We start from the raw sequence: 6,586 nt of genomic DNA, 5'->3' as shown, positions 1-6,586 counted from the left end.
CCCGCGGAGCGGGTACCACATCGCTGCGCGATGTGCAAGCGGGGGGCGGTCGCTGCGCTCCCGCTGGCCCCCGCGATGCGGGGGCGGATCCCTGCGCTGCGCTTCGGGATCTGGTGGGGCCGGCCGCTGCGCGCCCGGCGCGGCGCGCGATGCGCAGCCGCCCGCTTGACGGGGTGTCACGTGCGACTAGTGGGGCTTTCAGTACGGAAGTTGGGGAGTGCTCTGCACTCCCGGGGGCGGGTCCGCTGCGCTCCCCCGCCTGACAGTCCTTCCGGCTGCGCCTCCAGAACCGTTGAGGCCCGCTGTTCGCGGGCCGGGCTGGCTACGAGGGAGGGGGTCGCTCGTCCGTGTCGGGTTCTAGGGTAGTGGGTGCATCAGGTTGATGCACCATGTACCGTTGGCGGAAACATAGGACAACCCCAACCACCCGGACGGGGCGATAGCTCACCGACCAGGGGAAAAGGAAATGCCGCATCTGGAGTGCTCAGGACGTGGCGCGGGATCAGGTCCGGCGCCAGGCAAAAAAGCCTCGGCATCGCTGCCGTTGCGGACAAGGTGGCGGAGGCCGCTCTCCGCGAGCGTGAGACAGCGGAACAGCTGCGGCAGGGCGGTTCCTCGTCCGGGTTCGAGATGGCCCCTGAACGGCTGGCTGACATCTGGGCCGCCAAGCACACGGAGTGGCGGCGTGTCAGGGACTTGATGGCTGAGGCCAGTTGGAGCGTGTACAAGCCGGACCGGGATACCCAGGGCGAGGACGGTACGGTGTCAGTACCACCATTCACACCGTCCCGGTGATTCCCGAAACGGTCAGAAAATAAGGGCAGGGGAGGATCAATAAATGCCGGGTATTCAGCTTCGGGAACACCAGGTCGACCAGAAGTCGGCTTTCCGAAAGTGGGTGGGATTCCCTGCAAGGTCATCTGTGCCCCCGGAGGGAGCTCGGGGCACGATCGTGTCAGCGACCGGTTCAGGAAAAACGATCACGGCCTCTGCATGCGCTCTGGAGTGCTTCCCGGGCGGCCGGATCCTCGTGACCGTCCCGACCCTGGATCTGCTCGTGCAGACCGCTCAGGCGTGGCGCCTGGTGGGTCACCGGGCGCCGATGGTGGCTGTGTGCTCGCTGGAGAACGACCCGGTGCTGAACGAGTTGCGGGTGCGCACCACCACAAACCCGATCCAGCTCGCCCTGTGGGCGGGGTCCGGGCCGGTGGTCGTGTTCGCCACGTATGCCTCCCTGGTGGACCGCGAGGACATCGACGCACCCTTGGGCCAGCGGAAGGTTCGCGGGCCGCTGGAGGCCGCTCTGGCGGGCGGGGAGCGGCTGTACGGGCAGCAGATGGCAGGCTTCGATCTCGCGATCGTGGATGAGGCACACGGCACCGCTGGTGATCTTGGGAGGCCGTGGGCCGCGATCCACGACAACGCCCGTGTCCCCGCCGACTTCCGGCTCTACCTCACCGCCACTCCGCGCATCCTCGCCTCTCCCCGGCCGCAGAAAGGCGCGGAGGGCCAGGAGCTGGAGCTCGCGTCGATGGGCCAGGACTCCGCCACCTACGGGCCGTGGCTGGCCGAACTCGGGCTCTCGGAGGCGATCGAGCGGGGCATCCTCGCCGGGTTCGAGATCGACGTGCTGGAGATCCGCGACCCCTCCCCGGTCCTCGGGGAATCGGAGGAGGCGCAGCGCGGCCGGCGCCTGGCGCTCCTGCAGACCGCGCTCCTGGAGCACGCCGCCGCGTACAACCTGCGTACGGTCATGACCTTCCACCAGAAGGTGGAGGAGGCCATGGCGTTCGCGGAGAAGATGCCGGAGACAGCAGCCGAGCTGTACGTCAACGACGCCTCGGACGACGACCTGGCGGCCGCGGACCGGCTCCCGAAGTCGTCGATCGACGCGGAGTTCTACGAGCTGGAGGCCGGCCGCCACGTACCCCCGGAGCGGGTCTGGTCGGCGTGGCTGTGCGGCGACCACCTCGTATCCGAGCGCCGCGAGGTGCTGCGCCAGTTCGCCAACGGCATCGACGCCTCGGGCCGGCGGGTCCATCGCGCGTTCCTCGCCAGCGTTCGCGTCCTCGGGGAAGGCGTCGACATCACCGGCGAGCGCGGAGTCGAGGCCGTGTGCTTCGCCGACACCCGCGGTTCCCAGGTCGAGATCGTGCAGAACATCGGCCGGGCGCTGCGGCTCAACCGGGACGGCACCACGAAGGTGGCCAGGATCATCGTGCCGGTGTTCCTGGAGCCCGGCGAGGACCCGACGGACATGGTCGCCAGCGCCTCGTTCCGCCCCCTGGTAGCCGTCCTCCAGGGCCTGCGCAGTCATGATGAGCGCCTGGTCGAGCAGTTCGCCTCCCGTGCGCTCACCCACGGGCAGCGCAAGGTGCACCTCCGGCGCGACGAAGACGGCCGAATCGTCGGGGCCGACGGCGACGGTGAGGACCAGGAGCAGGACAACACCGACGCCGCTGCCGAGTCCGCGCTGCTCCATTTCTCCAGCCCGCGCGACGCAGCCACGATCGCCGCTTTCCTGCGCACCCGGGTCTACCGCCCGGAGTCTCTGGTGTGGCTGGAGGGCTACCAGGCCCTGCTCCGCTGGCGAGCGGAGAACGAGATCACCGGCCTCTACGCCGTGCCCTACGACGTTGAGGTCGAGGTTGGGGCGACGAAGGCGTTTCCGCTTGGGAGGTGGGTGCACCAGCAGCGGAAGGCGCTGCGGGCGGGTGAGCTGGAGGAGCGGCGCAAGACCCTGCTGGACGCACCGGAGGCCGGGATGGTGTGGCAGCCCGGTGAGGAGGCGTGGGAGGCGAAGCTGGCCGCGCTCCGGTCCTACCGGCGGGTAACCGGGCACCTCGCCCCGCGTCAGGACGCGGTGTGGGGCGAGGGCGAGGCGATGGTGCCCGTCGGGCAGCACATGGCCAATCTCCGGCGGAAGGGAGCGAAGAACGGCTTGGGCAAGGACCCGGAGCGGGCCGCCGTGCGCGCGGCGCAGTTGACGGAGATCGACCCGGACTGGGACTGCCCGTGGCCACTGGACTGGCAACGCCGCTACCGCGTCCTTGCCGACCTCGTCGACGCCGACGGCCACCTGCCCGACATCGCACCCGGCGTACTCATGGACGGCGACGACATCGGCAAATGGCTCCAACGGCAGCGGGAGGCGCGCGCCTGGGCGCAGCTGTCGACCGAGCAGCAAGAACGGCTGACCGCGCTGGGCATCAAGGCTCCTGCGCCCCCGTCTCCCGCCCCGGCGGCGTCTCGCGTGACGAAGGGGCCGAGCAAGGCGCAGCAGGCGTTCCAACGGGGCCTTGCGGCCCTCGCACAGTGGATGGAGCGGGAAGGTGTAGACCGGCCGGTCCCGCGTGGGCACGCTGAGGAGCTCACTGTCGACGGCGGGGTGGAGCCGGTGGTCGTGAAGCTGGGCGTATGGATCTCCAACACCAAAGCGAGGCGGGACAAGCTCACGTCCGAGCAGCTCGCCGCCCTCGCCGACCTCGGACTGGAATGGGCGAGGGCGTAGAAGCCGCTCAGGCTACTGTGCGTCGATGCAGGGCCCTTGGGCGCGGAAGCGCACGCGAGTCTCTGGCCAGGGTGTCGCGCTGTCGTGTCCGGGGCAGCTGATACCCCCGCAAAGAGGTCGTGAGTCGGGCACTGGCCTTCCGTTGAGCAGCGCCGCCCGTCCGTACGCCTCGTAGCGCTCACGGCTGTCCTCGCCGTTCACCAGTTCGTTGGCGAGTTCCTGTTTGGTACAGCGTGCGAGATTCTCGCCCGGGTCGTAGCGCCATCTCCTGAGGATCATGGCGATGATCTCCGCCTTGGAGTGGTCGCGCATCAGAGCGTCCCTGCGCTGGAGGAGCTCGTTGGCGGGCTCGACTTCGGCTGCGGGAGTCGGCGTGATCGCGTTGCGGATGTACTCGGGGTCCGTGTTCGCTTCAAAGACCATGATGCAGTGCTGGTGAGGCACGCAGACGGCGATTCTGCCCGGATTCTCGGCCTGCACCTCGGCGGTTTCACGTATCCAGTTGAGGGCCTCGTGGTAGGTGAGGCGTGTGCCCTGCTCGTTCACGGTGCGCTGGAGTTCACGGGCACGCTGCTGCTCGGTAGTGCGTTTGGTCATGGACGGGTCCTCTCGGCACCGGGTCCTCGCCCCGACACGGCATCCCGGCTCGATGGATCGTCAAGGTGCTCGTCAAGCGGTCCGTTGATCCCGGAAGACCTTCCAGCAGTATTCCGGGCAGTGTGGGTGTCCGGGTGTGGTGTGGGCGTCGGCGAAGTCCAGGGCGTCAACCCTGGGGGCAGGATACCGGGCTGGCCACTGGCTCCTCCCTTCGTCGGCGACAAGCTGGGTGCATGGGTCTCGAACACCAAGTCGAGGCGAGGCCAGCTCACCGCCTTAGGAGAACTCGGCATCCAGTGGGCGTGAGACTGGCCCTTGGCGGGTGACTGGGCCCAGATGTGAGGGCCCCGGGAACGTCCCAGTTCCCGGGGCTCTCACGTAGTCAGGTGTGGGGCCCGACAGCTACGCCAGTCCCTTGTTGATGGCGGCGAAGAGTTTCTGCCAGGCGGTCTGCTCGTCGGCCGTCAGATCGCTCCAGCTGTGATCGGTCAGCCACTGCAGGAACGCCTTGGCGAGCTTCCACTTGGAGAAGCCTGGAATCTCAGCTTTGAAGACGTCCACGATGTGGCGCTTCTGCTGGGCGGCCTCCGTCGCGCGGACGTCCCAGCCGAGCTTATCGAGGGCTACGTTCACCAGTGTGGTGCGTAGAAGATCCTCGATCTTTGGGCCGGGAACGGATCCGGTGTAGTAGTCCTTGGCTCGAAGGATCTGGTTGTTCTTCAGAAGACGGACCAGGTCGTCCTGTGTAGCGGGCTTCTCGCCTGCCGCGTCAGAGTCCAGCAGTGCGCTGACCTTCAACCTCTGGCTGTGCAGCAGAGTGCAGTGGTAAATGACCTTGCTGGAGCTGCCGGCAGGCACGATGGCGATGTTGTCGCGCGTCGTGGCGACGCCAGCTTCACGCATGGCTCCGGCGAGGCCTTCGAGAAACCACATGTCGGTCAAGCCCTCGGTGACGAGGTTGCGGCGCTGGCTGAACATGCTCTGGGCGAGGTCGTAGCCGAGCGCAGTCTGCAGTGGGAAGACCGAGCGAGGGTCGTCCGAAACGAGCTGGGTGTGGATCTTTGTGCCGGTGGTCCGGTCGACCATCTCCACCAACCGCACGCGGTGGAGTTCCTCCGGCCCGACCATGAAAGGCGAGTGGGTGGTGTAGAGGTTCTGGTTGTCCTCTGCCAGCATCTCCACGGTCTTGCGGAACTCACGCTGCTTGAGCGCATGCAGGTGCAGTCCGGGTTCGTCCAGGAGCAGGATCGCGTTGTTCAGCTGCTCCTTCGCCTGGGCGCGGAAGACCACGAAGAAGCTGACCAGCCATCGGAACCCTTCGCTGCGCTGATCGAGTTCTACCTCGACTCCGAGATCGTCGACGACGACCACCTTGAGGTACTGCCCGTCCACGACCAGGCGGAGCTGCAGGTTATCGTCGCCCCGTTGCTGATCAACTGGGTGATCAAGCGCTCGCTGCGTTCAGTTTGTCCTGGCGTGCGTCGTGCTGGGCCTGCCACGTCTTCTCTGCTTCTTGGTAGGCCGCCATCGCATTCTGGTCCTGCCGGTTCGGCGGGAGCTGAGGGGCTGGCTCGCTGTCCATCTGCGAGAGCTCGGCAGCGGTGAAGCCGAGGAGATCGAGCAGGCACAGATTGCCGAAGTCGTACTCCTGATCCAGGTCGTCGGCGGCCTGTCGCTGTGCGAGGTTGGCCAGATGGATCCGGGGGCGCACGGTGAAGTGCTGGGAGTAGTAGACGAACACCGGGATCGGTGGTCCGAGGGCATCCCAGGCCTGCTTGTAGGTTGTGTAGCGCCGGGGTGCCGCGCGGAGTCGGTCGAACTGCGCGTCGGCCTGCTTGTTTTCCTCATCGATGTGAGGCAGGGCCCGTTCGAGCCGGTCGTCCAGCTTGTTGGCAGTGGGGCCGACCAGCCGCGTGGTGTCGCGCACGCCCGCCAGCAACTGATCGGGTTCATCGGCCAGTTGCTGGCCTTCGTCCCCACGCCCTTTGGCGTGGGCTTTGAGGCGGGCAGCGTCCTTGCTGACGTCCTTCCACTGCACACTCCGGCTGACGCCAGGCAGGTCCCAGTTGCGGTGATTGTCGAGGTACCGCGTCAGCACGAACGTCTTGGCGTCGGCGAACACGTCAGCGTCGACATCATGGAGTGTCGCAATGTCGTCCTCGTCCAGGGCGAACGTCGCCCGCGTGACCGGAACGTCGCCAGCTTCCTTACCGCCCGTGTCGAGCTCTGTGTATCGCGACCTCGGGTAGTCCCGCAGGGCGTCCAGGCCATCCCGCTGGTCTGCCGGCGGATTGACCTGCTGCAGCGATCGAAGGACGGCGGTTTTCCCGGCCTCGTTGGCCCCCGCCACGATCGTCTTGTCCGGTTCCACCTCGAACTCGGTCGAATCGATGACCGAGCGGTAGTGCGTCAGGTGTGCCGCGCTGAGCCTGATTCGCCCCTCCTGCGCGCTCAGTACGTCCTGGTCACACAGCCTGC

Annotated in this window: 4 protein-coding genes; 1 reads left to right on the top strand and 3 read right to left on the bottom strand. The window is 67.2% G+C overall.

Annotated elements, in window-relative coordinates:
• Positions 1–838: 838 nt before the first annotated feature.
• Positions 839–3,511: a Helicase associated domain protein gene (locus ACIBAG_RS32010; protein ID WP_399109831.1), complete on the top strand. Its 2,673-nt coding sequence runs from the start codon at positions 839–841 to the stop codon at positions 3,509–3,511.
• A 12-nt stretch (positions 3,512–3,523) separates the two neighbouring features.
• Here ACIBAG_RS32010 and ACIBAG_RS32005 read toward each other — a convergent pair whose 3' ends face one another.
• The 3 genes from ACIBAG_RS32005 to ACIBAG_RS31995 all read right to left on the bottom strand — a co-directional run bounded on the left by ACIBAG_RS32005 (position 3,524) and on the right by ACIBAG_RS31995 (position 6,479).
• Positions 3,524–4,108 (bottom strand): hypothetical protein, encoded by a 585-nt coding sequence (locus ACIBAG_RS32005; RefSeq protein WP_399109829.1) that lies wholly within the window; start codon positions 4,106–4,108, stop codon positions 3,524–3,526.
• Between the two features lie 402 nt (positions 4,109–4,510).
• A complete protein-coding gene (locus ACIBAG_RS32000; RefSeq protein WP_399109828.1) occupies positions 4,511–5,500 on the bottom strand; it encodes an ATP-dependent nuclease in 990 nt (329 codons plus the stop codon).
• Positions 5,501–5,552: 52 nt separating this feature from the next.
• Positions 5,553–6,479: a hypothetical protein gene (locus ACIBAG_RS31995; RefSeq protein WP_399109827.1), complete on the bottom strand. Its 927-nt coding sequence runs from the start codon at positions 6,477–6,479 to the stop codon at positions 5,553–5,555.
• Between the last annotated feature and the right edge of the window lie 107 nt (positions 6,480–6,586).

The organism is Streptomyces sp. NPDC051243, assembly GCF_044455405.1.
Lineage (GTDB): Bacteria > Actinomycetota > Actinomycetes > Streptomycetales > Streptomycetaceae > Streptomyces.
This window is presented reverse-complemented; position numbering and strand designations above follow the sequence as displayed.

Coding starts and splice junctions, on each gene's coding strand:
- ACIBAG_RS32010 (WP_399109831.1), top strand. CDS start 839: ATGCCGGGTATTCAGCTTCGGGAACACCAGGTCGACCAGAAGTCGGCT.
- ACIBAG_RS32005 (WP_399109829.1), bottom strand. CDS start 4,108: ATGACCAAACGCACTACCGAGCAGCAGCGTGCCCGTGAACTCCAGCGC.